Here is a 25,595-nt window from a genome sequence, read left to right as displayed (position 1 = left end):
TCCGCCCCGACGAAAAATACAATGCCTGGCGGGCCGTAAGGTTACGTGCCCGCGCTGTCTTCCCAAATCGTTCCGGCTTTGATCGCACGGCGAAGCACATCCCGCTCGGCCTTAAGCCGGCGAAACGCCTCATCCTGCCCAGGCACATCACGTGCATGGGCCAAGGCGTCCTCCAACGCGGCTACGCGAGTTGAAGCGTCGAACGCCTGCGACCATCGGACCCTTGCCTCGGCGAGGGGCGCATTTGCGGCCAGGAAAGGCGCGCCGGACTTTGCCGCCGCCTTCTCGACCTCGCGCACTAAGGCATCATGACCCGATTGCGCCAGATGGCGTCGCAGGGCGGCAGAGTCAAGGCTATGTCCCGACAGACGCAGGCGAACCAACTCCTGCGCCAGTCCATCCAGTCCCTTGTCGCCGAAACCGTGAGCCGCGATTTCCTCCAGATGGTCGTCCATTCGTTCGGGGTCGTCGATGGCGCCGTGGGCCAGGGCGGCCGGCACAGGCTCAATGGCGCGAAACAGCGACTGCATGGCCTGCGCCCCTTCCGCCGTCTGGCCCAGTTTGGGCGGGGGGCCGAAACCACGTCTCCCCTGCCCTGGCGTCCAGGGGGCGCGTTGGGAACTGCGCGGGAACAGGGCGTCGAAACGGTCGAACAGGTCGCGGCGGTATTGCTCGGCCAGATCCTTGTCCTGGATCGCCGAGGCGGTGTTCCTCAGCCGCGCCTTGAAGCCGGCCTTGCGTTCCGGCGTGTCCAGCGGCTCCAGATCCTGTTCGCGACGGAACAGCACCTCGGCAAACCCATGGGTGTCGGCCAAGGCCTGGCGCAGCGCCGGCACCCCCTTTTCACGCAGGATATCGTCGGGGTCCTGCCCGGCGCCCAGCAGCGAGAACCGGAACGAGCGCCCGGCCTTCAGCAGCGGCAACGACCGTTCGATGGCGCGATAGGCGGCGCGCAGGCCCGCCGCATCTCCATCGAAACACAGCACCGGCTCGGACGACACGCGCCACAGCCGTTCCATCTGCTCCTCGGTCAGGGCCGTGCCCATCGGCGCCACGGCCGGCAGGCCCGCGCGCTGGCAGGCGATGACGTCCATATAGCCTTCGACCACGACGATGGCCTGGTCATTCTTGCTTTCCGCCCCCAGGATCCGCCGCGCCTCAGGCAGGCCGTAGAGGGTCGCACCCTTATGGAAGAGCGGGCTTTCCGGGCCGTTCAGATATTTGGCGCGGTCGTCTGGGTTCATGGCCCGGCCGCCGAAGCTGACGATCCGGCCCCGCGCATCCAGGATGGGGAACATCAGCCGGTCGCGGAACCGATCATAAGGCTGGCCGCCGCTTTCCGGCGAGATCAGCATCCCGGCCTCGACCAGTTCTGCCGGCTTGGCGCCCCGCTGGATCAGCGCCTGTTTCAGCCCCTCGCGGTCGTTGGGTGCATAACCCAGGCCGAACCGCTCCCACTGATCCTCGGGCAGACCGCGTTTTTCCAGATATTCGCGCGCCGCCTTGCCCGGCGTGCGGCGCAGATTGGCGGCGAACCATTTCTGGGCCAGGTCCATCCAGTCCGACAGGCCCGCCCGCTTCTGCTCGCGCTCGGCCTCCTTGGGGTCTTCGGCTGGCAGTTGCATGCCCGCCTCGCCGGCCAGCCGCTGCACCGCCTCGACGAAGCTGAGCCGCTCGGTCTCCTGCAAAAAGGATATGATGTCGCCGTGTTTGCCGGACGAGAAGTCGTGGAAGAATCCCTTGTCGTCGTTGACGAAGAACGACGGCGATTTCTCCTTGGAGAAGGGCGACAGGCCGACATATTCGCGGCCTTGGCGCTTCAGCTTCACCGTCCGCCCGATCACGTCGGACGGCCGAAGGCGGGCCTTCAGTTCATCGATGAATCTTTCGTCGAAACGCACCCGCGATCCTTAAGGCCAAGCGGCCTCTACGTCGATGGATGGAAGGGCGATCAGGCGGCTCGTCCGGGCATCCCCCGATATCCGAACGAACCGCCGCATCGCAGAAGGCGTAAACCTTAGCGTCCCCCAACGCCTTGGCTAACGAAGTCCTAACGCCTCGCGGACCGGCATCTGAAGTGAGGACCGGCGTTCTGTCGAGGGGGCTACCGGTTTCCATCGACGGATCGTGGCGAGACTGTGTCTTTTGCGCCGCGCGTCGTTCGCCTCAGGGGCGACCGAAGGGTACGACCTTGTTGGCGCCGTCGTGCCCGATATCGGCGTTTCCGAGGAAGGGTATGCCCGACCTCAGGCACCAGTATCGAACGATCTCCTCGGGAGTCTGTCCAAAATCGGGATCGTTTGGCGTGACATCCGAAACACGCCCCAGGCGAATCCCGGCCACACGGCGAATGCTCGCCTGGTTCGTCAAATGAAACATCATCCGGTCGATCCGGTAGGCGGCCTCGGAAACCTCCTCCAGCATCAGGACGTGACCGGACAGATCCGGCTCCAGCGCCGTGCCGGTCAGCTCGTTCAGGATGGTGAGATTGAAGGCCACGGCCGGTCGCGGATCGCTCGCCAGCGACGGCTCGATCCAGTCGGTCCGCCCGGTGGTCAGCCAGGATAAGGCCCCGCGCGCCGTCGCATCATCGCGCACCGAATCCGAGGCCATCGGCCCGTGCGCCAGATGTTCGAACCCCGCCTTGTACATCCCGGCCAGCAGGCTGCCCGCATCGGAATAGCCCATGTAGCGCTTCTTGCGCGCCACGGCGTCCAGGCGCGGGATCACGGCATCGGCGATGCGGCATGAGCCATAGCCGCCGCGCGCGAACCAGATGGCGTCGATGCGCGGGTCGTTGGCGAACTCGACGAAGGCGTCGGCGCGCGCCCGGTCGTCGCCGGCGAAATGGCCGTGCTTCAAGAAGCAGGCGGGGTGAAACACCACCGCCACGTCACGGTCGGGATGGTTCTGCGCCATCCAGGCGTCGACGGCCTCGGCGCGCTCTTTCGAAAACCGCGAACTGGCGCAGACGACGCCGATCTTGAAGCTATTGGTGGTCACGCCCGCCTTCTTCGTCGTTTTTGCGATCCCCACTGGCGGACCGGCCCGATCCCCTGTTCTAAGGGGGCATGAACCAAGACGCCTCCTATTTCTTCTGCGGCATCGGCGGGTCGGGCATGCTGCCCCTGGCCATGATCGTCCAGGCGCGCGGCGCCGCGATCGAAGGCTCGGACCGCGCGCTGGACCAGGGCCGCACGCCCGAGAAGTTCGACTGGCTGCGCGCCCACGGCGTCACCCTGCACCCCCAGGACGGTTCGGGCGTCACTCGCGCCGACCAGACCGTGATCGCCACCGGCGCCATTGAGGACACCGTGCCCGACATCGGCGCCGCCAAACGCGTCGGAGCAGCGATCAAGACCCGACCCCAACTGCTCAGTGAAATCTTCAACGCCGCCCCGACCTCCGTCGGCGTGGCGGGCACCAGCGGCAAGTCCACCATCACCGGCATGATCGCCTGGATCCTGCATCAAACGGGCCGCGCCCCCACCGTAATGAACGGGGCGGTGATGAAGAACTTCGCCGACGCCGACCATCCGTTCGCCAGCGCCCTGATCGGCGGACCCAACCTGTTCGTGTCAGAGGTCGACGAGAGCGACGGCTCCATCGCCGGCTACGATCCGACCGTCGCCGTGGTGTCCAACATCTCGCTGGACCACAAATCGATGGAGGAGCTGCGCGACCTGTTCGGCGGCTTCACGGCGCGGGCGACGACGGCCGTGCTGAACCTCGACAATCCCGAGACGGCGGCTTTGGCCCAGACGCTGCCGGCCGGCAAGGCGATCACCTTCGGCCTGGGCGAGGAAAAGGCCGACCTGTCCGGCCACGACCTGACACCCCTGCCCACGGGCATGAAGTTCCGCCTGATCGAGGGCTGGAGCGAGCACGACGTGGTGCTGAACGGTCCCGGCGCCCATAACGTCGCCAATGCGCTGGCGGCGCTGGGTGCGACCAGGGCCCTGGGCGTGCCGACGGCCGAGGCGGTCAAGGCGCTGGAGACCTTCGCCGGCATCCGTCGCCGCATGGAGGTGGTCGGGACCGTGAACGACATCACCGTCATCGACGACTTCGCCCACAACCCGGACAAGATCGCCGCCACGCTGAAGACCCTGCACGCCTTCGACGGGCGCCTGCTGATCCTGTTCCAGCCGCACGGTTTCGGCCCGCTGAAGCTGATGAAGTCGGAGTTCATCGAAGGTTTCGCCGGTCTGATGCGGCCGGACGACGTCCTGCTGATGCCCGAGCCGGTCTATTACGGCGGCACGACGGACCGCAGCGTGGGGTCTGAGGACATCGCCTCCGGCGTCCGCGCCGCTGGGCGTCAGGCCGAGGCGCTTGCGACGCGCGCCGACTGCGGCGACCGGATCGTGGAGATCGCAAAACCCGGCGACCGGATCATCGTCATGGGGGCGCGGGACGACACCCTGTCCACATTCGCGGTGGAGCTGCTGGGGCGGTTGGGTTAGGTTGATCGCTTGAAGTTAAAGCGCGCCACATTCTTGACCGGCGTTTGCGGAATGGCCTGCGCAGCCATCCTTTATGTAGCGCTGCTTGCAGTATGGCCGAGCCTGCCGCTCATCCGATCATTTTGGCTGTTGCCAATCTATGGTCGTCCGGAAATGCTTATGGCTTGGATCATCGGAACGCTGGTCGTCGTCGGGGCATGGCTGTTTGGACGACGCCTTTCGGCGACTGCCACCGTTCTCCTGGCGACGATGCTGTTCGTCGTTCCAGCCGTCTGGCTCATTGTCGATAACAGCCTCATTCATGCATCCGTAGACCAATGGCCTGCGTTCGGCAGCGAAGCCTGGCGCATCTACATCGCACCGACCTATGCAGAATATGCGATCACGTTCTTCCTCAGCTTCGCCAGCATCGCTGCACTGACGGCAGCACGACCTAGCCATCGAAACCAATCGGCCGAAGCCTAATAAACGTCGCGCCGATAGCGGCCGTCTTCCAGCATCGTCAGCACAGTGTCCGCACCCAGCGCATTTTCCAGCGCCGCATGCACGCCCTGCGACATCCCTTCCAGGCTGCCGCAGATATAGATCGCCGCTCCGCGATCGACCCAATCGCGCAGTTCGTCAGACGCCGACGCGACCAGATCCTGCACATAGCGCCCGTCGCTTGCATCGCGGGAGAAGCATCGGTCCAGCCGTCGCAGCACGCCCGAAGCCAACCAAGCCTGAAGCTCCGTATCGAAGAAGGCGTCGTGCGCCTGCGTCCGTTCGCCGAACAGCAACCAGGCGCCGCCCGCCGCCGTCCGCGCCTTCAGGTGCGCCCTCAGCCCGGCGATGCCCGTGCCGTTGCCGATCAGGATCATCGGCGTCTCGTCCGCCGGGCCGTGGAAGCTGCGGTTCGTGCGCAGCCGCATCCCGATCTCGCCGCCGGGCGCCAGGTCCTGCGTCAGCCAGCCCGAGGCCAGCCCCGGTGTACCGTCGGGATGGCGCATCAGGCGGATCAGGAACTCGACCCGACCGTCCGACGGCAGGGAAGCGATGGAATATTCTCGCGAGCCCGGCGTGACGCCATCCCGCTCGGGCAGGCCAACCTCGGCGATGTCGCCGGCCGACCAGTCGAGCGACGCGCCCACGGCCTCGAACGCCAGATGATACGCTTCGCCGCCCGGGCTGCCGGGGTTGACCAGGGTCCGTTCGACCAGCCGCCAGGGGTCGTAGGCCGGCGGGGTCCAGTCGGGGGCGGTCACGCTGCCGGTAATCTGGTTCAGCTGGTGCTGCCAGTGGCGGATGGCGCCGGCCTCGCCATTATCGACCTCGACCGTGTCGAACAGGGGTTCGGCGCCCGAACGCCTCAGCCAGCCATCCACCGCATGGCCGAAGCCGCAGAACTGATCATAGCTGCGGTCGCCCAGCGCCAGCAGGCCGAAGCGAAGACCGGCAAGGTCCACTGCTTCGCCCATGGCCTTGCGCACGAGCCGGGCGGCGCTGTCGGGCGGATCGCCTTCGCCCGTCGTGGAGACAATCAGCAGCGCCCGCTCCGTGGCCTCCAGGGTTTGGACGTCCAGATCGGCGAAGGACAGCACCCGTGCGCCCACGCCGCCGTCGCTCAAGGCGCGCGCCGTCATCCAGGCCAGTTCCTCGGCGAACCCCGTCTGGCTGGCGAAGGCGATCAGCACCGCCTGGCCCTCGCCTGCGTCCGCCAAGGCATCGGACCGCGCACGCGCCGCCGCCCTAGCCCGGCGTTCGCGCCAGACGACGACGGCGATCAGGGCCAGCCAAAGCACCAACGCCCCGACCGCCCACAACCAGCGCTGCGGATCGGCTGTCACCCCGGCTGATCCGCGTCAGGGTCGTCCATCATGGCGGCGAAGGCCGGCGTCATCCGCTCGACCGGCCCGCGCTCGGTGCGTTCGACGAAGTGGGCGATCAGCCCCAGCGCCTCGGCATACTCCGGCCCCTCGAACGGCCCCATGACCGTCAGCGCCGTGGCGTAGGCGTCCGCCATCATGGCCGAGGCGTGCAGCACGGTGACCGAACTCAGATTGTTGCTGACAGGACGGCCCGTCGAACCGTCGATAGTGTGGGGATACAGGCGGCCGTCATGCCGGAACGCCCGGCGATAATCGCCGCTGGTGGCGACGGCCAAGTCGAACAGTGCCGCCACGGTGTGGGGCGCAGGTGAACCCTCGACCCGTTCGATCTCGACCCACCAGGGCTGTGCGTCCGGCTTGACGCCGCGCCCCTTCAGCTCGCCGCCGACCTCGATCAGGTGCGAGGTCGCGCCCATCCCCATCAGCCGGTCGGACACCCGGTCCACCGCGTGGCCTTTGGCGATGCCCGAGAAGTCCAGCTTCATCCCGCCCATCTGCATCACGCCGCGCGCGTCGGGATTCAGCCGCAGCTTCTGCCAGCCGGAGACGGTCATGGCCGTCGCGATCTCGTCGTCCGACGGCACCGGCAGCAGGGCCGAGCGTGGTCCCGGCGGGCCGAACCCCCACAGATCGACCAGGGCGCCCAAGGTCGGATCGACCGCCCCGTTCGTCTCGTCGCCCAGGGTCATCGCCGCATCCAGCAGATCCCAGAACGGCGGCGACACCGCCCAGAACCCGGCCGGCGCATTATTGAACCGGCTGATCTCGCTGGACGGCTCCCACGGACTGAACAGACCGACGACGGCCGCCAGCTCCTGTTCGATGGCGGTGCGGACTGCCTCTTCGCCCACGCCCGGCGGCGCGATGACCCGCGCGCTCCAGGTCGTGCCCATGGTCTGGCCGCCCAGCGAACGGATCAGGTCGCTGGGCGGACGGGGGGGAGCCCCCTCGATAACGGGCACCAGCACGCGGTTGTCGGCGCGGTCGGCCAGCGGGCTGGCGTCGCCGAGATTGACCGTGGGCGGGGCGGCGCGGGAACCGCGCGAGGGAGGCGTGTCTGACATGCCCTTCGCTTAGGGCAGGACTTCCATCGCCGCCACATAGCTGGCGTTGGAACCGAGCGTTTCGCCATGACCTTCGGTGCGGACCGAGGCGTTCAGCCAGTACATGCCCGCTTCCGGCCAGGTCACGGTGAAGGCGCCGTCGGCGCCGGTCGTGACGGTCGATTCCTCGGGATTGTCGCGATAGCGGATCGCGCCGCGCGCCACGGTGACCTCCAGGCCCGACGCCGGCTGTCCGTTGTTCAGCAGCTTGAAGGTGGCGGGCTCGCCGACGACCAGGTCGTTGGGGTGGGTCACGGGAACCAGTTCAAGCCCTTCGCCGGTCGTCTTGAAGACGGTGTCGGTCGGGTTGTTCAGGGTGACGAAGGTCTCGATGCGGCTGGCGGTGCGGGTCGCCTGCACGTCGGTCGCGCCCTCGGGCAGGCCCGCCGGGTATTCGGCCGCCGCGCCGCGCCAGCGCTTCTGCTCGCCGTTCAGCTTGTAGCTGGCCATGACGCCGCCCATCACGTTGGCGATCTTGTAGGTGCCGTTCTGCGTCAGGTGGGCGTCGAAGGTCGAGCGATACTGGCCCTGCATGGCGTGTTCGGGCTGGACCGCCGAACCGTCCGGCGCGGTGATGGCCAGGCCCGTCAGGCGCATGGCGGCGTGATCGGGGTTGAACACCTGGTTCGACATGCCGGCGTCGAAACCGACCCAGGCGTCCGAGCCCGACAGGGTCGTGGCGGTCGGCGCCAGCCAGGCGCGGTGCGCCTGCGCGGCCATGGGGGCGGCCAAGGCGGCGGCCAGCGTGAGGAGAGCGATCGTCTTCTTCATGGGTCTGTTCCTTAGCGAGAGACGGCGACGCGCACGGCGCCCAGTTCGGTGGAGCCGGTTCCGGCGCCGGTGTTGGCGGCGCCCCAGCGGAACGGCACGCGCACGACCTCGCGACCGCCCAGTTCACGGGCCGCCTCGACGACGATGTTGTACTGGCCGGGTTGCAGGCCAGCCAGACGCGCGGCCGGTACGGTCACGGTCTGGCGACCCGGCGCACGAGTGGCGCCCGACACGCCGTCGGCCGGCAGGCTCATGGCCCGGCCGCCCTTGCGCCACCAGGTGCGCAGGTCCTTCAGCCAGTCCTTGCCGTCGCCCTCGTTGTTGCGGGTCTGCTGATACCAGACGGCCAGGGTCCGCTCGGCCGACTGGTCCGGCTTCTCGATCCACACGGCGACATAGGGGCGGTGATAGGAGGCGGTGTTCAGGCGCGGAATCTCGACCGACACCGTCAGGTCGGCGGCCATGGCGGGCGCAGCGGCGGCGGCGAGACCGACTGTGGTGATGACGACGGGGAGGAGGCGCATCGGGAAACTCGTCAGTGAATGAAGATCAGGGCGATGACGACGGGAATCAGCAGGCCCAGCGCCGCCAGCGGCCAGGTCGACGGCCGACCCTTGGCGTGCAGGACCATCAGGCCCAGTCCCGTCAGGGCGAAGAGGGTGCAGGCGACGGCGAAGACGTCGATGAACCAGAACCAGACCGAGCCGGCGTTGCGGCCCTTGTGCAGGTCGTTGAGGTAGGCGATCCAGCCACGGGTGGTCTTCTCGTGCAGCGTCTCGCCGTTTGAACGGTCGATCGTCACCCATCCGTCGCCGCCCGGCATGGCCAGGGCGACATAGACCTCTTCCGGCGTGGTCTCGGTCGGCTTGCCGGCGATCTCGACCTTCAGCGCCTGCGACGCCCAGCGCGCGACGGCGTCGGGAACGGGATCGGTGGTCTCTTCGGGGAAGCCCGCCAGTCGCTGCAACAGGGGCGCCGGCAGGGTCGCGGTCTGTTCGACCGTGACCGGGTTTCCGGGGATCGAGGCCGCGTGGTTCAGTGTGATGCCGGTGACGGCGAACAGGATCATGCCGACCAGGCTGACCGCCGCCGAAATCCAGTGCCAGCTATGGAGCTGTTTCAGCCAGAACGACCGCGCGCCGTTCAGCGCCGCCTTGGGTTTGGGCCCCTTGGTTGCGGTTTCGGCCTGACGCTGTGTGGCGAGTTCGGTCACGCGGTCGCTGTGCCATTGTTGCGAACGGGTTGCAATAGCGTTTGCAGCCCCGCGACACCCTGTGCCTTCAGACCTCGGCCCAGCGGCGCAGCAGATTGTGATAGACGCCGGTCAGTTCGATCACCGCCTGATCCTTCGGACCCTTGTCCACCGCGACCCGCTGGGTGGCGATGTCGAGGCGGAACAGCGTCTCGCGATCCGCATCGTCGCGCACCAGGCTCTGCATCCACATGAAGGACGACACCCGCGCGCCGCGCGTCACCGGCGTGACGCTGTGCAGGCTCTTGGACGGATACAGGACCAGATCGCCGGCGGGCAGTTTGATCGATTGCGACCCGTACATCTCCTCGATGATCAGTTCGCCGCCGTCGTAATCCTCGGGCTCGGACATGAACAGGGTCGCCGACAGGTCGCTGCGGATGCGTAAAGCGCCTCCTCCCCGCGCCTGACGGATGGCGTTGTCGATGTGCAGGCCGAACTCGCCCCCGCCCTCGTAGCGGTTGAACAGGGGCGGAAAGATCGTGTGCGGCAGGGCGGCGGCCACAAACATCGGATTGGCGTTCAGGGCCTGGACGACCAGGGCCGAGACCTCTTTCGCGACCTCAGAATCCTCGGGCAGTTGCAGGTTCTTCTTCGCCGTCGCCGACTGATGGCCCGATGTGACGTTGCCGTCGCTCCAGGGGCCGGCGTCCAGCCGCGCGCGCAGGGCCGCGACCTCGGCCTTGGAGAAGACTTCCGGGATCTGCAGCAGCATCATGCCTCGCGGAAAGAAAACGGCCCCGCGGGGGATCGCGGGGCCGTCAGGATAGGCCGGGTGGAGGGCCTTTAGAAGCGCAGGTTCAGGGCCAGGATGGCTTGCCGACCTGCCGCCACGCCGGCGTAGTGGATGCCGTTGGTGCGGATGATGTATCCCTCGTCCGTGAGGTTCTTGACGTTGAGTTGAAGCGTCGCGCGATCCGTCAGGTCATAGGTGGCGAAGGCGTCCACGCGGGTCCATTCCGGCGCATAGACGCGGTTGGTCCCGCCGCCGGCGCCGCCCTGGTTCCCGCCCAGAGACTTGGACGTATAGTAGACGCCGCCGCCGACCGTCAGCTTTGGCAGGACGCGGTAGGTGGTGAACAGGCTGGCGTTGTTCTTGGGCGTATTGGCCAGCGGCAGGCCCTGCAGCGGATTGACGATCTCCACCGGCGGCAGCGTCGCCGTGAACATCCTGGCCGCCTTGGTCAGTTCGGAGTCCATGTAGGTGTAGCCGCCGAACACGGTCCACTTCGGGGTGATATTGCCCGAAACACCCAGTTCGAAGCCCTTGACCTCGACCTCGCCCTCCTGACGGAAGATGTTGGGCTGAACCAGGATCAGCGCGTTCTTGCGCGTCAGTTGGAAAGCGGCCGCCGACAGCGCCAGACGGTCGTGGAAGACGTTGGCCTTGGCTCCGATCTCGAAGCTTTCGGTGTCTTCCGGGTCCAGCACGACGTTGGCGACGCCATCGACCGTGCCCGTGCCGCCCGAGGCGTTCTGGTCGCCTGCCGATATGGTCGGCGGCGTCGAGGAGGTGGACCACGACGCATAGACGCTGCTGCTCTGCGTCGGCTTGAAGACCAGTCCGACCTGATAGTTGGTGAACTCCCAGGTCTGTTCGGGCACGGCGGTGAATCCCGTCGTTGTCCAGACGCCAGCCGCCTGGGTCGCCGTCGCATTCACGCCCTTGACCGAATACTGATCCCAGCGGACGCCTAGGTTCAGTATCAGACGCTCGGTCAGGGTGATGCTGTCGTTCGCATAGACGCCGATGGCTTCGGTCGTGTTGGAGCTGGTCGGGCCGCGATTGATGACGCCGGTCCAGGCGTCGTCGGGGTTGGGGTTGAACACCGGGGTGCAATCGTCGGCGCCCAGCGCGCCCGTCGCCGTGGGAGGCGCACCATTCACTGTCGTCAGACCCGTCGGGCAGGTCGAGCCCGAGGTCGTATAGGTCGAATAGGCCGCATTGAGGTTCCGCTCGCGCGACAGTTCGACGCCGACGTCATAGCTGTGTTTGATCGAGCCGGTGGCGAACTGGCCGAAGACATCCGTCACATTGGCCAGGGTGGTGACCGGATTCCAGCGGGTCTTGGTGCCCCGCTTCATCCAGTAGGCGCCATCCGCCGCCCGACCGACATAGCCGCCGTCGCCGGGATTGGTGACGATATAGTCGTTCAGCGTCCGCGAGAAGCGGCTGACGTTGCGGATGGTGGCGAAGTCGTTGAGGCGATGCTCGGCCCGGAAGGTGAAGGTATCCACCTCATTGGTCAGATAGTCGCGCGCCTTCAGGCCATAGAAGCTGTCATAGGGCACATCCAGAACGCCGCTGTCCGTGCGCGGCCGAACCGGCGCCGTCGAGGTCGCGGACGGAACCAGCTTCGTAAACAGCGGAATGCCGTAGTCGGGCATCTGGTCGCTGGTCAGGTGGTAATAGCTGAAGACCATCGACGACGGCGTGCCGAGGCCGGCGCCCAGGCTAAGGCCCAAGCCCCATTTGTCATAGTCGACGGCGTCGCGGCCCGGCACGTCGCCCTGGGCGCCCATCAGATTGATGCGCAGGGCGGCGGTTTCGCCCAGCGGCAGGTTGCTGTCGATCGCGCCGCGCAGATAGCCGTCCGTGCCCACGCCGGCCGAGATGTTGTTGAAGACGTTCAGCTTGGGCGACTTGGAGCCCAGGTTGATGCTGCCCCCGCCCGAGCCGCGCCCGGAATAGACGGCGTCCGGTCCCTTGATGACCTCGACCTGCTCCAGGTTGAAGACTTCGCGCTGCTGGCCGCCGGTGTCGCGGATGCCGTCCACGAAGATGTTGTTGCCCGACGACTGGCCCCGGATGAACGGACGGTCGGCCAGCGGCTGGCCGCCCTCGCCCGCGCCGAAGGTGATGCCCGGCGAGTTGGACAACAGATCCTGCAGCGACGAGGCCGAGGTCTGTTCGATAATGGCCTGGGGGATGATGGTGACCGAGCGCGGCGTATCGACCAGGGGCGCTACGAACTCGGGGCTGACCGGTGCCGGCTTCTTGACCTGACCATTCACGTCGATCGTGCCTAGGTTAGCCGGTTGCTGCTGGTCCGCCGTGACGACCACGCCGTCCTCGGCGATCACATCAGCGGCCAGAGCCGGGGCGGAAACCAGCATGCCGGCGGCGCTGGAGGCGAACAGAAGCGCACGGAGGGAGGCGGCGCGGGAGTCGGACATGATTTTGCGACCTTTTGGTCTGATTTTGCGATGCGGTCGCAATAACCAGCTTCAATATGTCGCACAAGCCAAATTGCGAACAAATCGCAATCTTAATCAGCTGACGACGGTCATCGTCCTCTGGGCCGGCGTCTTGTCTACATCCAGCCAAGTCGGATCGGGCATGGCGCGGTGGGCGGCGGCCAGAGCCTCCGACCAGCGGCGCCCCAGGTCGCGGAAATAGGGGTCGTCGGCTTCGATACGCCGTGCGGTGCCGCTCAACTGGTCACGCGGCATGACGATCAGGTCCAGCGGCGGCCCGACCGCGATGTTCGAACGGATGGTCGAATCGAACGAGATCAGCCCCAGCTTCACAGCCTCGGACAAGGTCGTCGAACTGTGCAGCGCCCGATCCAGGATCGGCTTGCCGTATTTCAGCTCGCCGATCTGAAGATAGGGGGTGTCCGGCCCGCACTCGATGAAATTGCCCTGACCATAGATCAGATACAGCCCCATCTTGCCGCCCGAGATCTGACCGCCCAGCAACATCGACGCCGTGACGTTCAGCCCGTCGGCTGTCGGGGTCGGCGGCGTGTTGATGCTGGCGCGCACGCTGGCCATCGCATGGCCCAGGATCTGGGCGGCGCGAAACAGGGTTGGCGCGGTCTCCAGCGTCTCGACATCGATGGAGTCGGGCAGTTTCACGCCTGCCGACGCCATGGCCAGCGCCGTCTGGGTCACCGACAGATTGCCCGCCGTCGCCACCGCCAGCATCCGCTCGCCCGGCGACTTGTAGATGTGCAGCTTTCGGTAGGACGAGATATTGTCCACGCCCGCATTGGTGCGCGTGTCGGCGATCATCGCCAACCCTTCGTCCACCAGCATGCCTACGCAATAGGTCACTTCGCTCTATCCGCTCCCCGCGTTGCGAATCCGATGACGCTAACAGATTCGCGCGACATGCCTATCAGGGCCATCCGCGCGACTGCAGTTGTTGTTGGGTCTGTTGCACGGGCCGCACATTCAGGGCGACCGTCAGGGTCTCATGCCCACCGCCATAGCTGGTGCCCCGGATCGGCGTGGCCCCGCGCGCGTCGAGGCCGACGGCGACGCGAACATAGTGTTCGGTCGGGCTGATGCCGTTGGCCGGATCGAACCCGACCCAGCCCAGGTTCTCGACCCAGGCCTCGGCCCAGGCATGGGCGGCGTCCTGGTCGTGCTTGCCGTCCTGACGGCTGAGGTGGCCCGAGACATAGCGGGCGGGAACGCCCATCCGTCGCGCCGACGCGATGAAGATCTGGGCGTGATCCTGACAGACGCCGCGCTTCTGGGCGAAGGCCTCGGCAGCGGTGTGGGTGGCCGAGGTCGAGCCCACCTCGAACGCCACCTCGTCCTTCAGCGCGCCCATCAGCCGGTGCATTCGGTTCAGCGTCGGCGCTGGCTCGATCGACCGGGCGAAATCGGCGATGCCGGCGTCCGCCTTGGTCATCGGCGTCTCGCGCAGGAAGACGATGGGCGACAGCCGCTCGGCCTGTCCTTTCACGATCCCGCCGGTGTTGACGGTGGAGACTTCGCCGGTGACGCGGATGGTCAGCGCGTTGGTCGGCCGCTCGGTATAGAGGCTGTGGACGATGTTGCCGAAGGCGTCCTCGCTGCGTCGCAGCCGGGCGTCCACATCCGTCTCGATGCGCCAGTCGCGCACCTGCTGGCTCTCGCACGACTTGGGCGTCAGCCGCAGCATCTGCACGATGAAACGCGCCGGGCGGGCGTAGGCATAGCGGGTGGAGTGGTCGATCCGTATCCGCATGTCAGACCAGATACTGTTCTTGGACGGCCGCAGCCAGGGCGTTGTTCTCGTTCAGGAAGCCCTGGATGTATTCGTGCAGGCCGGACTGGAAGATGTCCTCGATCTTGGCCTCGTTGAACTGGGTCAGACGGTTGGAGGCCAGTCGCTGCGCCGGGCCGCGCCGGCCGTAGTCGGTGGCCAGCTTCTCCAGATAGCTGACGATCATCCCCTGGCACGACGCCAGCGAGCGCGGCATCTGGCGGTTCAGCACCAGCAGATCCGCGACCAGCCAGGGCCGCACGCTCTCGCGATAGACCCAGCGGTAGGCGGTCAGGGCAGAGACCTCGCGCAGCAGGGTCGTCCACTGGAAATAGTCCAGCTGTCCCCCCACCCGTTCGCCGGGCGGCAGCAGCAGATGGTATTTGACGTCCAGCAGGCGCGCGGTGTTGTCGGCCCGCTCGATCGCCATGCCCAGCCGCAGGAACCAGTAGGCGTCGTTGCGCAACATGGTCCGCGACGAGGCGCCCTCGACCGCCAGCGACGTGGACTTCACGAAGTCGAGAAAGTTGGTGAAATCGTCGCGCTTGGTCGGCTCGCCCAGTTCGTTCAGACCGTTCCAGGCGCCGTTGATCGCCTCCCACAGCTCGATAGTCAGGGCGGTGCGCACCGAACGCGCATTGGTCCGCGCCTTGGTGATGCAGGCCTTGATGGAGGTCGAATTGTCGTAGCCGAAGGCGAGATATTCGCGGACCGACTTCTCCGAAATCGTCCGGCCCGAGGCGTCGAACCCGCTCTTGACCCCGGACGAGGCGATGGCGCCGGCCCAAGCCGTGACCGTGGCCTGGTCCTTGGCCGGCAAGGCGGCCAGGCGAATGGCGGCCTCAAGAATGCGCGCGAGGAAGTCCGCCCGCTCCATGTAGCGGCCGGTCCAGTAGAGGCTGTCTGCAGTGCGTGAAAGCATCTCAGGTCTCCTCCCCATTCATGGGGAGGTGGCGCGGCGCTCCTTCAGCGCCGTGACGGAGGGGTTCTTGCCACATCACCGGCGTCCGTGCGGCGTCCAGAGCCCCTCCACCACCGGCTGCGCCGGCGGTCCCCCTCCCCGCATGGCGGGGAGGAGACAGTGTGATCGCCTCAAACATCCAGCACCCAGGTGTCCTTGGTTCCGCCGCCCTGGCTGGAGTTCACCACCAGCGACCCCTCTTTCAGCGCGACCCGCGTCAGACCGCCGGGCGCGACGCGCACCCCGGCCGGGCTGGACAGGACGAACGGCCGCAGATCGACGTGGCGGGGCGACAGGTCGCCTCCATTCAGGGTCGGCGCCGTCGACAGGCTCAGCGTCGGCTGGGCGATGAAGTCGTCCGGGTCGGCGATCAGCTTGGCGCGAAACGCTTCGATCTCGGCCTTGGTCGAGGTCGGACCGACCAGCATGCCGTAACCGCCCGATCCGCCCACTTCCTTGACGACCAGTTCCGGCAGTTTTTCCAGCACCTCTTTCAAGGCATCGGCTTCGCGACATCGCCAGGTCGGCACGTTCTGCAGGATCGCATCCTCGCCTGTGAAGAAGCGGATGATCTCGGGCATATAGGTATAGACGGCCTTGTCGTCGGCCACCCCCGTCCCGATGGCATTGGCCAGGGTGACGCGCCCGGCGAAATAGGCCGACATCAGTCCAGGCACCCCGACCGTCGAATTCGGCATGAAGGTCAGCGGATCGATAAAGTCGTCGTCGATGCGGCGATAGATGACATCGACCCGTTTGGGCCCCTCGGTCGTGCGCATGAAGACGGTGTCGTCATTGACGAACAGGTCGGTGCCCTGGACCAGTTCCACCCCCAGCTTGTCGGCCAGGAAGCTGTGTTCGTAATAGGCCGAGTTGAACGGTCCGGGCGTCAGCACGACGATGGTCGGGTCCGCCCCCGCGCCCGCCGGCGCGGACGCCTGCAAAGACCGCAGCAGCATGTCGGTGTAGATTTCGACCGGCCGAACCGCATGTTCCGCGAACAGGTCTGGGAACAGCCGCATCATCATCTCGCGGTTCTCCAGCATGTAGGAGACCCCCGACGGCGTGCGACAGTTGTCTTCCAGCACGTAGAAGCCGTCCTCGCCGGTACGGACCAGATCGACACCCGAGACATGGCACCAGACGTCGCCCGGCGGACGGCGGCCCTGCATCTCGGGTCGATAATGCGGATTGGTCAGGATCAGATCGGCCGGGACGATGCCTGCCTTGATGCATTCCTGCGCGCCGTAGATGTCCTTCAGGAAGGCGTTGATGGCGGTGACCCGCTGCTTCAACCCCTTTTCCAGCCCGCTCCATTCGTCGGCGCCGATGATGCGCGGCACCACGTCGAAGGGGATCAGCCGCTCGTTGGATTCCTCGTCGCCATAGACGGCGAAGGTCACGCCCATACGGCGGAAGAACAGCTCCGCCTGGCGCGAGCGCGCCTGCAGCAGATCGGCCGGCGCGTTTTCCAGCCACGCCGCCAGCGTCTTGTAGCTGTCGCGGATCGCACCCGATCCGCCGCCGTTCATTTCGTCGAAAGCTCTCGTCATTCGCCCCCGCCGCGTTGAAGTCGCAGCTTGAACGTCCCCAAACGAAAAGCGCAACAGTTTTGTTGCACTGCGGCGACGAGGAGCGGCACTGCACCTCTCCCTCCCCCTGCGGGGGAGGGTGGCCGAGCGGAGCGAGGTCGGGTGGGGGCGGCAAGGCGACGCCTCACAGACCTTTCTTTGAATCAAGTAAGTGCGACCCTACCGGGCCGCCCCCACCCGGTCGCTACGCGACCACCCTCCCCGAAGCGGGGAGGGAAAGGTTTCGGGTCACCCGGCCGCCACGGCCTTCATCGAAATCGCCGGATCGGCCAGCTTGTCCACGTCCACCGGCGTCGCCTTCCCGATCAACTGCCTGCCCGCCATGAACTCCGGCGGCGCATTGACCGCCTCGACGCAGACCACACGGTCGCCGTTCAAATGAAACACCGCAAATCCCCCTACCGACGGATCGCCGCGCACCACCTGACGGTCAGCGTCGAACGGCAGGCCGGCGATCTGCAGCTTGAAGTCATACTGATCCGACCAGAACCACGGCACTTCGGGTGTCGGTCCGGCGCGCCCGACGATGGCGGCCGCCGCCTGTTTGGCCTGTTCCAGCGCATTGGGCACGCTCTCCAGCCGGTGATGCACCCCGCCGTGAACCGGGATAGGCCGCCGCGTCATGTCGCCGACCGCGTAGATGGCAGGATCGCTGGTCCGCGCCTGTTCGTCCACCACCACCCCGTCGTCGCACCGCAGGCCCGCCGACCGCGCCAGGCTGTCGCACGCCAGCGCCCCGACCCCGACCAACACCGCATCCGCTCGCACAACTGATCCATCCGCCAGGGTCACGCCGTCATTGGCCACGGCGACCACCTCGGCCTCGGTCAGGATCTCGACCCCATGCGCCCGGTGTTGGGCGGTGAAGAAGGCCGACAGGGTCTCTGACGCCACCCGCGCCAGCACGCGCGACGCCCGCTCGATCACCACCGCCTCGGCGCCCAGGGCGCGGGCCGAGGCCGCCGCCTCCAGCCCGACATAGCCGCCGCCGACCACCGCCAGCCGCTTGCCCGGCCCCAGCACGGCCTTCAGCCGCTCGGCGTCCTTCAGCGTGCGCAGCTCCAGCAGGTCGGGATGGTCCCCGCCTGGCACCGGCAGTTTGCGCGCCGTCGATCCGGTCGCCAGCACCAGAACGTCATAGGCCTCGGACGATCCATCATGGAAGGCGACCGTCTTCGCTTCGGGGTCCACCGACACGGCGACCGTCGAGGGCCGGAAGTCGATGTTCTGCTCGTCATAGAAGCGCAGCGGCCGCAGCAGCAGCGCCTCCAGATCCGCCTCGCCCTTCAGCCAGGCCTTGGACAGAGGCGGCCGCTGATATGGCGGCGCATCCTCCTCGCCCGCCAGCACGATCGGCCCCTCATGGCCGTACTGCCGCAGGAAAGCCGCGACGGAGCCGCCCGCATGTCCAGCGCCGATGATGAGGATCTTGGTCATGGGGGTGATGTAGAGCGGTGAACGAGTGTGCGTAAGTCGTGATTGGTGAATCGTGAGCCGTGACTGAAGCCCACACCAATCACGAGTCACCAATCACGACTCACGTACTCCCTCTTGACCGTTCCACCGTTACAGCATAGTGGAACGCGCATGACGACCCCGCCCGCCCGTGACGCCCTTCATGACGCCCTGCTGTCGATGCAGACGCGCACCGAGATCGACGCCTTTCTGGCCGATCTGTGCACGCCGGCGGAACTGCGGGCGTTCTCCGAGCGCTGGCAGGTGGCGCGCCTGCTCGACGCCGGCGGAAAATCCTATCGTGAGATCGCGGCCGAGGCCCATGCCAGCCCCACTACCGTCGTCCGCGTCGCCCGTTATCTGAAAGACATGCCGCACCAGGGCTATCGCCTCGCCCTGGATCGCCTGAAGAACAAGAACTGAGTATCCGAACATGAGCACCGTCCAGGGCCGGCTTCGCATCGCCGTCCAGAAATCCGGCCGTCTGGCCGACCGCAGCCTCGACCTGATCCGCGACGCGGGCCTGAAATGGGTCAAGGGCCACAACGACCTGCTGTATCGGGTCGAGAACTATCCGATCGACCTGCTGCGCGTCCGCGACGACGACATCCCCACCTTCGTGGCCGACGGCGTCTGCGACCTGGGGATCGTCGGCGAGAACGTGCTGGAAGAGGGAAAGAACGGCGGCGCCAACGCCTCCATCGTCATGCCGCTGGGCTTCGGCCGCTGCACCCTGAAGATCGCCACGCCTCCGACCCTGGCCTATGACGGCCCGGCCTCGCTGGACGGCCTGCGCATCGCCACGTCCTATCCCAAGATCCTGCGTCGCTTTCTGGACGAGCGGAGGGTCAAGGCCGACATCGTCGTCATGCGCGGCGCCGTCGAGGTCGCGCCTAGGCTGAAACTGGCCGCCGCCATCTGCGACCTGGTCTCGACCGGCGCGACACTGGAGGCCAACGGCCTGGGCGCCAAGGACACGGTGCTGGAAAGCCAGGCGGTCCTGATCCAGTCCCCCGTCGCGCCCGAGCCCGGCCTGCAGCACCTGCTGGACAGCGTGATCGAACGGATGTCCGGCGTGGTGTCCTCGCAGGGCGCCAAATACGTCATGTTGAACGCGCCGCGTTCGGCGCTGGATCAGATCACCGCCATCCTGCCCGGCGCCGGTTCGCCCACTGTCATGCCCCTGATGGGTCGTGACGATGCTGTCGCCGTCCACGCCGTCTGTCAGGAGGCCGTCTTCTGGGAGACGCTGGAGAAGCTGAAGGCCGCCGGCGCCTCGGCCATCCTGGTCCTGCCCATCGAGAAGATGATGTGATGACCTCCGCCTTCAAACGCATCGACTGGTCGGCCCTGGATGCCACCGGCAAGAAAGCGGCACTGGCCCGCCCTGCCCAGCGCACCGCCGGCGACGTGACCGAGGTGGTCCGCACCATCCTGGACGACGTGCGGATGCGCGGCGGCGCGGCCGTCGCCGACTGGTGCTTGAAACTGGACAAGGCGCCGCCGCGCCGTATCGCCATCACGCCTGGCGCGGTGGCCGAGGCCCGCAACGCCCTGCCGCCCGCCGACGCGCGCGCCCTGCGCATGGCGGCCGAGAACGTGCGCGTCTTCCACCAGGCGACCAGGCCGGAAGACACCCCCTTCATCGAGACCACGCCCGGCGTGCGCTCCAAACTGGCCTGGCGTCCGATCGCCTCGGCCGGCCTCTACATCCCCGGCGGCACCGCCCCCCTGTTCTCGTCCCTGCTGATGCTGGCCATTCCGGCCGGGGTCGCGGGCGTGGGCCAGCGTGTCGCCGTCACGCCTCCGAACAAGGATGGCGGCGTCCACCCCGCCATGATCCTGGCGGCGGCCGAGGCGGGCCTGGACGCCCTCTGGCTGATGGGCGGCGCCCAGGCCATCGCCGCCCTGACCTTCGGCGTCGAACTGGAGGACGGGATCATCCCCGCCTGCGACAAGCTGTTCGGCCCAGGCAACGCCTATGTCGCCGAAGCCAAGAAACAGGCGTCCGCTCTCACCGGCGGCCCCGCCGTCGACATGCCCGCCGGCCCGTCCGAACTGATGATCATCGTCGACCGCGACGCCGCGCCCGAGATCGCCGCCGCCGACCTGCTCAGCCAGGCCGAACACGACGCCGACGCCCAGGTCATCCTCGTCTCCACCAGCCGCGCCACCATCGACTACATCCTGTCGGAGGTTGAGGTTCAGATCGCCACCCTGCCGCGCGAAGCCATCGCCCGCGCCTCGCTGACCGAGGCCCGCGCCATCCTGGTCCGCGATCTCGACGACGCCGCAGAGGTCGCCAACCTCTATGGTCCCGAACACCTGGCGATCCAGATCGACGACCCCGAGCCGCTGGTCGATTCAATCAACGCCGCCGGCGCCGTCTTCGTCGGTCGGTTCGCGGCCGAGACCCTGGGCGACTATGCGGCGGGCCCCAGCCACGTCCTGCCGACCGACGGCGGCGCCCGCACCCTGGGCGGCGTCACCACGTCCAGCTTCATGACCACTATGTCGGTTCAGTTGGTGACCGAGGCCGGCGCCCGCGCGCTGGCGCCCATCGCGGCCCGCCTGGCCCGGATGGAGGGCCTCGAAGCCCACGCCCGCGCCGCCGATCTGAGGAGTGAGGGATGAACGCCGCAGCCTCTGGACAAGACCCCGCCCTCGCCCCACCTCCTGTGCGTCGCCCAGCCTTGAATGGACGAAGTGCACTGATTGCACCCTCTTTTATCGTGAGCGCATCTAGGCGAACTGCACACATTGCACCCTGTTTTTTGGGCGCCGATTTGAGACCAATTGCACTGATTGCACCTCGTTTTGTCCGGGGCGCCATCCAATGACCCTGCCCGCCCCCTATCCCCCGCTGGTCTCCGGCGGCGAGGGCCTGGACCGCTATCCTGGCGACGCGTCGGCCTTGGGCGCCCGCATGGCCGCCGTCTACGCCGTGCCCGCCGAGCAGGTCCTGCCGGTGCGCGGCCTGACCCACGGGTTGGAGCTGGCCTGGCGCCTCGCCGCCCGCGACGGCGGTTCGGTCGAGGCCCCCAAGGCCGAGCCCTATGACAGTCTCGCCGCCATCTATCCGGCCAGGGGCGAACCCGCCGTCGTCGTCATCCGCGCGCTGGGCTCGCCCGAGGCCGTCGCCGAAATGGCCGCCCGCGTCGCCCCCGCCCTGCTGGTGGTGGATGAAGGCCTGATCGAGTTCTCCGACAGCGTCTCGGCCGTCACGGTCGTCGCTGAGCAGCCGAACCTGATCGTCCTGCGCAGCCTGTCCCTGGCCTATGGTCTGGCCGGCGCCCGCGTCGGCGCCGCCATCGCACAAGCCCCGACCCTGGCCCGCCTGGCGTCTGTCCTCGAACCCTACGCCCTGCCCGAACCTCTCGTGCGGCTGGCCCAGCAGGCGCTGGATCCGTCGCGGATGATCGAGACCGCCGAGCGGATCGCCTCGGTCCGACGCGAGCGCGAGCGGATCGCCCGCGAACTGGCTCGCCAGATGCCGGTCGAGGCCGGCGTCGGCCCCATCATCATGGCCCGGCCGGAAGACCCTGCTGCGGCGCTGGCCGGTCTGAAGGCCTATGGCGTCGAGGCCGACCTGTCGGGCGACCGCCTGCGCCTGCCCGTCTCGATCAAGCCCGAGGTCAACGACCGGCTGCTAGCCGCCTTCGGCCTGACGCCCGCCAAGCGCCGCCCGTCCCGCGTCGGCCAGGCCGTGCGCGATACGAAAGAGACCCGCATCGTCTGCGCCGTCGACCTGGACGCCCCCGGTACGGTGAAGATCGAAACCGGCGTCGGCTTCTTCGACCATATGCTGGAGCAGATCGCGGCCCACGGCGGCTTTTCCCTGCGGCTTCAGTGCGAGGGCGACCTGCATACCGACCCGCACCACACCATCGAGGACAGCGCCATCGCCCTGGGCCAGGCGCTGAAACAGGCCTTGGGCGAAAGAAAAGGCATCGCCCGCTACGGCTTCGTCCTGCCGATGGACGAGGCCAACGCCACCGTCTCCATCGACCTGTCCGGCCGCCCCTATCCGCTGTTCGAGGGCACGTTCGACACCCCCTTCATCGGCGACTATCGCACCGACCTGACGGCGCACGTCTTCCGTTCATTGGCTGAGGCCATGGGCGCCGCCGTCCACATCTCGGTCACCGGCCAGGACGACCACCACAAGACCGAGGCCGTCTACAAGGCCTTCGGCCGGGCGCTCCGTCAGGCCATCCGCGTCGAGGGCGACGCGGTGCCATCGACCAAGGGGGTGCTATGATGAGCGGACCCGCGTTCCTTCTCCCCTCGGGGGAGAAGGTGGGCCCGAAGGGCTCGGATGAGGGGGCTCTGTCCGCCTCAGTGACGGCAAGAGAGGTCCTGTGTCCAGCAGCTCCCTCATCCGTCTCGCTCCGCGAGCCACCTTCTCCCCCGAGGGGAGAAGGCTGATGGAAGTCGCCGTCATCGCCTATGGCGCCGGCAACGTCGCCTCGGTCCAGTTCGCGCTGGAACGGCTGGGCGCGACCGTGCGCCTGACCGACGATCCCGCCGTGATCGCGGACGCCGAACGAGTCATCCTGCCCGGCGTCGGCGCCGCAGGTTACGCTATGAGCCGCCTGTCCGAACTGGGTCTGGTCGAACCGATCCGCGCCTTTTCCCGCCCCCTGCTGGGCGTCTGCCTGGGTCAGCAACTGCTGTTCGGGCGCAGCGACGAAGGCGACGGCGTCGATCTGCTGGACCTGATCCCCGGCATGGTGATCCGGCTGGAACCCGCAGGCGATCTGCCGGTGCCGCACATGGGCTGGAGCCGCCTGACGCGGGACCGCGACGACCCGCTGCTGGACGGCGTCGCCGACGGCGCCTACGCCTATTTCGTTCACGGCTTCGTCTGTCCCGACGGCCCGGCGACCCTGGCCCGCGCCGACTATGGTGGGGTCGTTCCGGCCATGGTGCGATCCGCCAACCGCTGGGGCTGCCAGTTTCACCCCGAACGCTCGGCAGAGGCCGGTGCGACCATCCTCAAGAACTTCCTGGGCCTGCCATGCTGATCTATCCCGCCATCGACCTGAAGGACGGCGTCTGCGTGCGCCTGATGCACGGCAAGTTCGATCAGGTGACGCGATATGACGAACAGCCGGCTGCACGCCTGACCGCCTTCGCGACCGAGGGCGCCCAGTGGATCCACATCGTCGATCTGGACGGCGCCGAGGCGGGCGAAGCGCGCCAGCACGGCCTGATCGGCGAACTGACCCAGGCCATCGACGTCAAGATCCAATCAGGCGGCGGGGTGCGCGGCGCCAACGACGTGGCCAAGCTGCTGGACGCGGGCGTATCCCGCGTCGTCGTCGGCTCTCTCGCCGTGACCCAGCCCAACGACGTCGCCGCCTGGCTCAAGGGCTTCGGCGTCGAACACATCACCCTGGCCCTGGACGTCAAGATCGAGGACGGCGTGCCCGTCCCGGCCCTGAAGGGCTGGACCCAGTCGTCGGGCGTCACCCTGTGGGAGGCGCTGGATCGCTATCCCAAGGGGACGGCAAAGCATCTGCTGGTCACGGACGTCGGCCGCGACGGCGCAATGACCGGACCGAACCTGGATCTGTTGGCGGAAATCCGTCAGCGCCGCCCCGATCTGGTGCTCCAGGCCTCGGGCGGGGTCTCGTCGCTGGACGACATCGCGGCGGTCAAGGCTCTGGGCTGTCACGGAGTCATCGTCGGCCGCGCCCTCTACGAAGGCCGCTTCACCCTGCCCGAGGCCATCGCGACGGCCAAACGGTCGTGACCGCGCGCCGGATCATTCCCTGCCTGGACGTCAAGGATGGCCGGGTGGTCAAGGGCGTGAAGTTCGTCGGCCATACCGATATGGGCGACGCGGCGGACCTGGCCGCCCGTTACCGCGACGCGGGCGCCGACGAACTGGTCTTCTACGACATCACCGCCAGTCCCGAGGGGCGGACGCTGGACTATGGCTGGATCAAGGACATCGCCCGGCTGCTGGACATCCCCTTCTGCGTCGCCGGCGGCATCCGCAGCGTGGACCAGGCGGCGCGTTGCCTGGATCACGGGGCGGACAAGGTGTCGATCAACTCGCCCGCCCTGGAACGCCCCGAACTGATCGCCGACATGGCCGCGCGACTGGGCAGCCAGTGCGTCGTCGTCGGCGTCGACAGCCGGTTCGAGGACGGCGACTGGGTGGTCCACAAATACACCGGCGATCCCGACGCGCGCCGCCACGCGGGAAAGCGCACCCTGGACTGGCTGGACGAGGCGCAAGGCCTCGGCGCCGGCGAGATCGTGCTGAACTGCATCGATCAGGATGGGGTGCGCAAAGGCTATGACGTGGCCCAACTGTCCGCCGCCCGCGCGCGCCTGACCATTCCCCTGATCGCGTCGGGCGGCGCCGGCGCGCCCGAGCATTTCAAGGCTGTGTTCGAACAGGCCGACGTCTCCGGCGCCCTGGCCGCCAGCGTCTTCCACACCGGCGCCATCGCCATTCCCGACCTCAAACGATACCTGGCCGAGCAAGGCCTGGAGATGCGGATATGACCCTCGATCCAAACACCATCGACTTCGCCAAGGGCGACGGCCTGGTTCCCGTGGTGGTTCAGGACGCCGCCACGCTTCAGGTGCTGACCCTGGCCTATATGGACCGCGCCGCCCTGGACGAAACCCTCGCGTCCGGCGAGGCCACCTTCTTCTCGCGTTCGCGCGGCGGGCGGTGGAGGAAGGGCGAGACCTCGGGCGACCGGCTGCATGTCGTCGGCGTCACGCCGGACTGCGACAACGACGCCCTGGTCCTGTCGGTGAACCCGGTCGGCAATGCGTGCCACCTGAACCGGACCAGCTGCTTCGGCGAGGCCGACGCGCCGGGCGTGGGCCGCATCGCCCGGCTGGAACAGACCATCGCCGTGCGCGCCGCCGCCGATCCGTCCGAAAGCTGGACCGCCAAACTTATCGCCCAGGGGCCCAAACGCATCGCCCAGAAGGTCGGCGAGGAGGGTGTCGAGACGGCTCTGGCCGGCGTCGCAGGCCCTGACGAGGAACTCGCCAGCGAGGCTGCGGATTTGATCTATCACCTGCTCGTTCTTCTCCATGCCCGTAACATGGTGTTTCAGGACGTGCTGGACGTGTTGGCCTCGCGTGCGGAAGCGGGCAAAGCCAGCGGCTAGG

Annotated in this window: 24 protein-coding genes; 10 read left to right on the top strand and 14 right to left on the bottom strand. The window is 67.4% G+C overall.

What is annotated here, in order from left to right; translation table 11 throughout:
• Positions 1-41: 41 nt before the first annotated feature.
• Positions 42-1,901 carry a DNA primase gene (gene dnaG / locus WC597_RS13555; protein ID WP_372694017.1) on the bottom strand — a complete coding sequence of 620 codons (1,860 nt, stop codon included), beginning with the start codon at positions 1,899-1,901 and terminating at the stop codon, positions 42-44.
• A gap of 265 nt (positions 1,902-2,166) precedes the next feature.
• Positions 2,167-3,003 (bottom strand): LD-carboxypeptidase, encoded by an 837-nt coding sequence (locus WC597_RS13550; RefSeq protein ID WP_372694015.1) that lies wholly within the window; start codon positions 3,001-3,003, stop codon positions 2,167-2,169.
• 68 nt (positions 3,004-3,071) lie between these two features.
• Here WC597_RS13550 and murC point away from each other — a divergent pair, with 68 nt between their 5' ends.
• Positions 3,072-4,466 (top strand): UDP-N-acetylmuramate--L-alanine ligase, encoded by a 1,395-nt coding sequence (gene murC / locus WC597_RS13545; RefSeq protein ID WP_372694013.1) that lies wholly within the window; start codon positions 3,072-3,074, stop codon positions 4,464-4,466.
• A gap of 9 nt (positions 4,467-4,475) precedes the next feature.
• Positions 4,476-4,931 (top strand): hypothetical protein, encoded by a 456-nt coding sequence (locus WC597_RS13540; RefSeq protein ID WP_372694011.1) that lies wholly within the window; start codon positions 4,476-4,478, stop codon positions 4,929-4,931.
• On the opposite strand, the gene WC597_RS13535 is transcribed toward WC597_RS13540, so the two are convergent.
• The 12 genes from WC597_RS13535 to WC597_RS13480 all read right to left on the bottom strand — a co-directional run bounded on the left by WC597_RS13535 (position 4,928) and on the right by WC597_RS13480 (position 18,431).
• Entirely contained in the window at positions 4,928-6,292 is a 1,365-nt protein-coding gene (locus tag WC597_RS13535) for a sulfite reductase subunit alpha (RefSeq protein ID WP_372694009.1), read from the bottom strand. The two genes, WC597_RS13540 and WC597_RS13535, sit on opposite strands and share 4 nt — an antisense overlap.
• The gene (locus tag WC597_RS13530; protein WP_372694007.1) at positions 6,289-7,398 is read right to left on the bottom strand and encodes an FAD:protein FMN transferase; all 1,110 of its coding nucleotides are present in this window, start codon (positions 7,396-7,398) and stop codon (positions 6,289-6,291) included. Before WC597_RS13530 ends, WC597_RS13535 begins: the two co-directional genes overlap by 4 nt.
• Before the next feature lie 9 nt (positions 7,399-7,407).
• The gene (locus WC597_RS13525; protein ID WP_372694005.1) at positions 7,408-8,208 is read right to left on the bottom strand and encodes a DUF4198 domain-containing protein; all 801 of its coding nucleotides are present in this window, start codon (positions 8,206-8,208) and stop codon (positions 7,408-7,410) included.
• A gap of 11 nt (positions 8,209-8,219) precedes the next feature.
• Positions 8,220-8,732 (bottom strand): DUF2271 domain-containing protein, encoded by a 513-nt coding sequence (locus WC597_RS13520; protein WP_372694003.1) that lies wholly within the window; start codon positions 8,730-8,732, stop codon positions 8,220-8,222.
• An 11-nt stretch (positions 8,733-8,743) separates the two neighbouring features.
• Complete coding sequence (locus WC597_RS13515; protein WP_372694001.1) at positions 8,744-9,421, bottom strand: PepSY-associated TM helix domain-containing protein; 678 nt, start codon at positions 9,419-9,421, stop codon at positions 8,744-8,746.
• Positions 9,422-9,488: 67 nt separating this feature from the next.
• The gene (locus WC597_RS13510; RefSeq protein WP_372693999.1) at positions 9,489-10,175 is read right to left on the bottom strand and encodes a Fe2+-dependent dioxygenase; all 687 of its coding nucleotides are present in this window, start codon (positions 10,173-10,175) and stop codon (positions 9,489-9,491) included.
• Between the two features lie 71 nt (positions 10,176-10,246).
• Positions 10,247-12,637 carry a TonB-dependent receptor gene (locus tag WC597_RS13505; protein ID WP_372693997.1) on the bottom strand — a complete coding sequence of 797 codons (2,391 nt, stop codon included), beginning with the start codon at positions 12,635-12,637 and terminating at the stop codon, positions 10,247-10,249.
• Between the two features lie 96 nt (positions 12,638-12,733).
• Positions 12,734-13,519: a peptidase gene (locus WC597_RS13500; RefSeq protein WP_372693995.1), complete on the bottom strand. Its 786-nt coding sequence runs from the start codon at positions 13,517-13,519 to the stop codon at positions 12,734-12,736.
• 64 nt (positions 13,520-13,583) lie between these two features.
• Positions 13,584-14,423: a transglutaminase N-terminal domain-containing protein gene (locus WC597_RS13495; RefSeq protein WP_372693993.1), complete on the bottom strand. Its 840-nt coding sequence runs from the start codon at positions 14,421-14,423 to the stop codon at positions 13,584-13,586.
• Position 14,424: 1 nt separating this feature from the next.
• Positions 14,425-15,363 carry an alpha-E domain-containing protein gene (locus WC597_RS13490; RefSeq protein ID WP_372693991.1) on the bottom strand — a complete coding sequence of 313 codons (939 nt, stop codon included), beginning with the start codon at positions 15,361-15,363 and terminating at the stop codon, positions 14,425-14,427.
• Between the two features lie 170 nt (positions 15,364-15,533).
• Entirely contained in the window at positions 15,534-16,955 is a 1,422-nt protein-coding gene (locus tag WC597_RS13485) for a circularly permuted type 2 ATP-grasp protein (RefSeq protein ID WP_372693989.1), read from the bottom strand.
• A 267-nt stretch (positions 16,956-17,222) separates the two neighbouring features.
• A complete protein-coding gene (locus WC597_RS13480; protein ID WP_372693987.1) occupies positions 17,223-18,431 on the bottom strand; it encodes an NAD(P)/FAD-dependent oxidoreductase in 1,209 nt (402 codons plus the stop codon).
• Positions 18,432-18,581: 150 nt separating this feature from the next.
• Here WC597_RS13480 and WC597_RS13475 point away from each other — a divergent pair, with 150 nt between their 5' ends.
• From WC597_RS13475 to hisIE, 8 genes are all read left to right on the top strand, one after another.
• On the top strand, positions 18,582-18,872 hold the full coding sequence (locus WC597_RS13475) for a YerC/YecD family TrpR-related protein (protein WP_372693985.1): 291 nt from the start codon (positions 18,582-18,584) through the stop codon (positions 18,870-18,872).
• A 10-nt stretch (positions 18,873-18,882) separates the two neighbouring features.
• The gene (gene hisG, locus WC597_RS13470) at positions 18,883-19,764 is read left to right on the top strand and encodes an ATP phosphoribosyltransferase (RefSeq protein ID WP_372693983.1); all 882 of its coding nucleotides are present in this window, start codon (positions 18,883-18,885) and stop codon (positions 19,762-19,764) included.
• Positions 19,764-21,083: a histidinol dehydrogenase gene (hisD, locus tag WC597_RS13465; RefSeq protein ID WP_372693981.1), complete on the top strand. Its 1,320-nt coding sequence runs from the start codon at positions 19,764-19,766 to the stop codon at positions 21,081-21,083. Before hisG ends, hisD begins: the two co-directional genes overlap by 1 nt.
• 202 nt (positions 21,084-21,285) lie before the next feature.
• Positions 21,286-22,710: an imidazoleglycerol-phosphate dehydratase HisB gene (hisB, locus tag WC597_RS13460; protein ID WP_372693979.1), complete on the top strand. Its 1,425-nt coding sequence runs from the start codon at positions 21,286-21,288 to the stop codon at positions 22,708-22,710.
• 166 nt (positions 22,711-22,876) lie between these two features.
• Positions 22,877-23,476 carry an imidazole glycerol phosphate synthase subunit HisH gene (gene hisH, locus WC597_RS13455; protein ID WP_372693977.1) on the top strand — a complete coding sequence of 200 codons (600 nt, stop codon included), beginning with the start codon at positions 22,877-22,879 and terminating at the stop codon, positions 23,474-23,476.
• Positions 23,470-24,207 carry a 1-(5-phosphoribosyl)-5-[(5-phosphoribosylamino)methylideneamino]imidazole-4-carboxamide isomerase gene (hisA, locus tag WC597_RS13450; protein ID WP_372693975.1) on the top strand — a complete coding sequence of 246 codons (738 nt, stop codon included), beginning with the start codon at positions 23,470-23,472 and terminating at the stop codon, positions 24,205-24,207. The genes hisH and hisA overlap by 7 nt, the downstream gene beginning before the upstream one ends.
• Positions 24,204-24,971, top strand: coding sequence for an imidazole glycerol phosphate synthase subunit HisF (hisF, locus tag WC597_RS13445; protein WP_372693973.1), 768 nt, complete (start codon positions 24,204-24,206; stop codon positions 24,969-24,971). Before hisA ends, hisF begins: the two co-directional genes overlap by 4 nt.
• Positions 24,968-25,594, top strand: coding sequence for a bifunctional phosphoribosyl-AMP cyclohydrolase/phosphoribosyl-ATP diphosphatase HisIE (gene hisIE, locus WC597_RS13440; protein WP_372693971.1), 627 nt, complete (start codon positions 24,968-24,970; stop codon positions 25,592-25,594). Before hisF ends, hisIE begins: the two co-directional genes overlap by 4 nt.
• Position 25,595: the final 1 nt, after the last annotated feature.

The sequence above is a fragment of the Brevundimonas sp. genome (genome assembly GCF_041648115.1).
Taxonomy (GTDB): Bacteria; Pseudomonadota; Alphaproteobacteria; order Caulobacterales; family Caulobacteraceae; genus Brevundimonas.
The sequence above is the reverse complement of the archived record's forward strand: the minus strand, read 5'-3'. Positions and strand labels throughout refer to the sequence as shown.

What these genes read in the sequence shown, in the direction of transcription:
- murC (WP_372694013.1), top strand. Translation starts at nt 3,072, where the DNA reads ATGAACCAAGACGCCTCCTATTTCTTCTGCGGCATCGGCGGGTCGGGC.
- WC597_RS13530 (WP_372694007.1), bottom strand. Translation starts at nt 7,398, where the DNA reads ATGTCAGACACGCCTCCCTCGCGCGGTTCCCGCGCCGCCCCGCCCACG.
- WC597_RS13525 (WP_372694005.1), bottom strand. Translation starts at nt 8,208, where the DNA reads ATGAAGAAGACGATCGCTCTCCTCACGCTGGCCGCCGCCTTGGCCGCC.
- WC597_RS13520 (WP_372694003.1), bottom strand. Translation starts at nt 8,732, where the DNA reads ATGCGCCTCCTCCCCGTCGTCATCACCACAGTCGGTCTCGCCGCCGCC.
- WC597_RS13510 (WP_372693999.1), bottom strand. Translation starts at nt 10,175, where the DNA reads ATGCTGCTGCAGATCCCGGAAGTCTTCTCCAAGGCCGAGGTCGCGGCC.
- WC597_RS13505 (WP_372693997.1), bottom strand. Translation starts at nt 12,637, where the DNA reads ATGTCCGACTCCCGCGCCGCCTCCCTCCGTGCGCTTCTGTTCGCCTCC.
- WC597_RS13495 (WP_372693993.1), bottom strand. Translation starts at nt 14,423, where the DNA reads ATGCGGATACGGATCGACCACTCCACCCGCTATGCCTACGCCCGCCCG.
- WC597_RS13490 (WP_372693991.1), bottom strand. Translation starts at nt 15,363, where the DNA reads ATGCTTTCACGCACTGCAGACAGCCTCTACTGGACCGGCCGCTACATG.
- WC597_RS13485 (WP_372693989.1), bottom strand. Translation starts at nt 16,955, where the DNA reads ATGACGAGAGCTTTCGACGAAATGAACGGCGGCGGATCGGGTGCGATC.
- WC597_RS13480 (WP_372693987.1), bottom strand. Translation starts at nt 18,431, where the DNA reads ATGACCAAGATCCTCATCATCGGCGCTGGACATGCGGGCGGCTCCGTC.
- WC597_RS13475 (WP_372693985.1), top strand. Translation starts at nt 18,582, where the DNA reads ATGACGACCCCGCCCGCCCGTGACGCCCTTCATGACGCCCTGCTGTCG.
- hisG (WP_372693983.1), top strand. Translation starts at nt 18,883, where the DNA reads ATGAGCACCGTCCAGGGCCGGCTTCGCATCGCCGTCCAGAAATCCGGC.
- hisD (WP_372693981.1), top strand. Translation starts at nt 19,764, where the DNA reads ATGACCTCCGCCTTCAAACGCATCGACTGGTCGGCCCTGGATGCCACC.
- hisB (WP_372693979.1), top strand. Translation starts at nt 21,286, where the DNA reads ATGACCCTGCCCGCCCCCTATCCCCCGCTGGTCTCCGGCGGCGAGGGC.
- hisH (WP_372693977.1), top strand. Translation starts at nt 22,877, where the DNA reads ATGGAAGTCGCCGTCATCGCCTATGGCGCCGGCAACGTCGCCTCGGTC.
- hisA (WP_372693975.1), top strand. Translation starts at nt 23,470, where the DNA reads ATGCTGATCTATCCCGCCATCGACCTGAAGGACGGCGTCTGCGTGCGC.
- hisIE (WP_372693971.1), top strand. Translation starts at nt 24,968, where the DNA reads ATGACCCTCGATCCAAACACCATCGACTTCGCCAAGGGCGACGGCCTG.